Below are 2,767 nucleotides of genomic sequence, written 5' to 3'. Positions count from 1 at the left end.
GATTGATATCGACCGGCGGCACGCACTGCCGATCTATTTGCAGATCTGCGAGCGCTTCAAGGCCGCGATCGGCGCGAGACACCTCAAGCCCGGCGACCGTGTTCCCGCGCTGCGCGCGCTTGCCACGCAGCTCAACACGGCGCGCGGCACGGTGGAGTTGGCCTACGACATACTCGTCGACGAGGGCTATCTCCAGATGCGCGGCGCGGCGGGCACTTTTGTGTCGTCGTCGCTGCCGGCATCGGTTTCGAACTTGGCAGCGCCTCGAGTCTTAGAATGCGCTGATGTGCCGCGCGCGAAACCGGCACCGGAAATAGGACTCGGCCATGAAGCCCGCCCGCTGCGTCCCGGATTGCCCGCGCTGGATGCTTTTCCGCGCAAAGTGTGGAGCCGCATCATCGCGCATCGGGCGCGCAGCGTAGATCTAGCCTCGCTCACCTATCCCGAGCCTGCCGGCTTCGGGCCGCTTCGCGAACGCGTTGCGACTTATCTGGGCCTGTCGCGCGGTGTCGAGTGCGCGCCAGAACAGGTAATTGTGACGAGCGGCTATCGCGCGTCGCTTGAACTCATTCTGCGCAGTCTCGCGAAACCGAACGACAGCGCCTGGTTCGAAGAGCCGGGCTATTTTCTGGCGCGCGACTTTCTCAATCAGGCGGGGCTGAAGCTCGCGCCGGTGCCGGTCGATCACGACGGAATCGACGTCGATGCCGGGCAGGCGCACGCGCCGCACGCGCGCTTCGCCATCGTGACGCCGTCGCATCAAAGTCCGCTCGGTGCGACGCTTTCGCTGGCGCGGCGCATGAAGCTGCTCGACTGGGCGGCACGCACGGGAAGCTGGATCGTCGAGGACGACTATGACAGTGAGTTTCGTTACGCCGGGCGGCCGCTGCCCGCGCTGAAAAGCCTCGATGTCGACGACCGCGTGATCTACTGCGGCACCTTCAGCAAGGTTTTGTTTCCCGGGCTGCGGCTCTCATATGTAGTCGTTCCCGAGCGGGCCATTGCACGCTTCGCGCAACTCACGGCGAGCATGAACGCCGGACCGCCTTACCTGTTACAGGCGGCAGTCGCGGACTTCATCGCACAAGGGCATTTTGCGCGGCATCTGAAGCGCATGCGCGCGCTCTACGCGGAGCGCCGCGAGATCTGCGCCCGGGCATTGGAAAAAGCGTTCGGGGAGAAGGTACGCATCGAGCGGCCGTCGGGCGGCATGCATCTCGTGATGCTGTTCAACAACGTCAGCGGCGTCCCCGTCGACGATCTCGCCATCGCCGCGCGTGCGCAGGAAGCCGGGCTGGCGGTGAGCGCGCTGTCGTCGTGGCATATCGGCGCGCGCACGAAGCGCACCTTGCGCGGCGTGGTGCTCGGCTTCGCAAACGTAGCGGACGAAGCCGAAGCGACCCGGCTCGCGGGCCAGTTGCGGCGCGCGTATGCCGCCTAGAGCGTCACGGTGGCGTCCTGAGCGTTAAAGAGATCGTGTTGCGCGAGCGTTTCGCGCGCCGCCTTCAGTGCTTCGGTCACGGCTGCTTCGCCGCGCACGAGACCTTGCAGAAGCAGGAAATGCACATCCGTTACGCCGATGCAACCTAGCGCATAACGCAGATACGGCGAGAGGAAATCACGCTGCAACGCATGCTCGCCGCTGTGATGACCGCCCGAGCCAACGATGACGAATGCCGGCCGGTCGCGCACCAGTCCTATCTTGCCTTCCGGCGTGCTGGCGAAAGTGCGATGAATGCGCAACACGTAATCGATCCACAGCTTGAGCGCGGCGGGCACCGTGAAGTTGTGCATCGGCGTGTTGATGATGAGCACGTCCGTGATTTCGATCTCGCGGATCAGTTGTTCAGAAAGTGCGAAGTGGCGCTCATCCGGCTCGCGCGACGTGATAGCGCGCGCGTAGTCGCTGGTGATCGGCGGCAAAGGATATGCAGCAAGGTCCCGGCTAACCATGTTGCTTTGCGCGGGTGCGCCGAGCTTCTTGATCATGTCAAGCGCAAGCTGATAGCCATGGCTGGCTTCGCGATGCGGGCTGGCATTAAGAAACAGCACCTTCATTGCGCGGCCTCCTTGTGGATCGTCTGAAGCGACTCGACGAAATGCATGCCTTTTGCAAGCAGGCCGTTGCGGAAGTAGAAGCGCTGCGCGAACGGCATGTGCAGGCCGGTATCGAGTACGAGATGCGCGCAATCAGAACGACGCGCGATGTCGCGGACCTGGTCGAGCAGCCCCGCACCAATGCCGCTGCGTTGCTGCCGCGCAGTAACCACCAGGTCGTCCACATAGAGGAAACGACCGTATAGCGTATTCGTCTGAAGACGGTAGCCAGCGAGGCCGAGGACGGCGCCCGACGCGTCGCGAGCGGCCAACAGGCGATAGTGTTCTTCGCGCTGGCGTCGCATTTGTCTGGCGAAGGACGCGGCGTCTTGCAGATGCGGCCGCAGTTCCTGCATGACCGGAAAGGCTTGTGTCCATTCGTCGGGCGAATCGAGATGCTTGAAATCGGGCGGCGTATTCATGGGCTTTTCTCCACAGTACATACCGCACACGATATCGGAGCGATGGCTTAGTCATAAGAGCCAAAAATCGTGTCGTGAATTAGTCCATCGGATCGACTGGCATTACATCGAATGTTCGAGCGCTCTTCAGTGCCGCTTCGTGAAAACCGAATTGCCGCGATCCGTTCTCTTGACAGTCCGGTTCGGAACGAACATGCGACGATGGAAAGTCTGCAAGCGGAGCCGGGTTGATGACCGCTTTTGGCCGG

Annotated in this window: 3 protein-coding genes; 1 reads left to right on the top strand and 2 read right to left on the bottom strand. The window is 62.5% G+C overall.

Going from position 1 to position 2,767, the window contains the following annotated elements:
* The first annotated feature begins 1 nt into the window (after window position 1).
* Window positions 2–1,441: a MocR-like pyridoxine biosynthesis transcription factor PdxR gene (gene pdxR / locus NCR34_RS25970; protein ID WP_250501253.1), complete on the top strand. Its 1,440-nt coding sequence runs from the start codon at window positions 2–4 to the stop codon at window positions 1,439–1,441.
* Here pdxR and NCR34_RS25965 read toward each other — a convergent pair.
* The gene (locus tag NCR34_RS25965; protein WP_250501252.1) at window positions 1,438–2,058 is read right to left on the bottom strand and encodes an FMN-dependent NADH-azoreductase; all 621 of its coding nucleotides are present in this window, start codon (window positions 2,056–2,058) and stop codon (window positions 1,438–1,440) included. The genes pdxR and NCR34_RS25965 overlap by 4 nt on opposite strands.
* Window positions 2,055–2,519 (bottom strand): GNAT family N-acetyltransferase, encoded by a 465-nt coding sequence (locus NCR34_RS25960; RefSeq protein ID WP_171800337.1) that lies wholly within the window; start codon window positions 2,517–2,519, stop codon window positions 2,055–2,057. The genes NCR34_RS25965 and NCR34_RS25960 overlap by 4 nt, the downstream gene beginning before the upstream one ends.
* Between the last annotated feature and the right edge of the window lie 248 nt (window positions 2,520–2,767).

Origin of the sequence: Caballeronia sp. GAWG1-5s-s (assembly GCF_023631445.1) — a bacterium.
Classification (GTDB): Bacteria; Pseudomonadota; Gammaproteobacteria; order Burkholderiales; family Burkholderiaceae; genus Caballeronia.
Note: the sequence above shows the minus strand (reverse complement) of the source record. Positions and strands in the feature narration are given on the sequence as shown.

What these genes read in the sequence shown, in the direction of transcription:
- NCR34_RS25965 (WP_250501252.1), bottom strand. Translation starts at nt 2,058, where the DNA reads ATGAAGGTGCTGTTTCTTAATGCCAGCCCGCATCGCGAAGCCAGCCAT.
- NCR34_RS25960 (WP_171800337.1), bottom strand. Translation starts at nt 2,519, where the DNA reads ATGAATACGCCGCCCGATTTCAAGCATCTCGATTCGCCCGACGAATGG.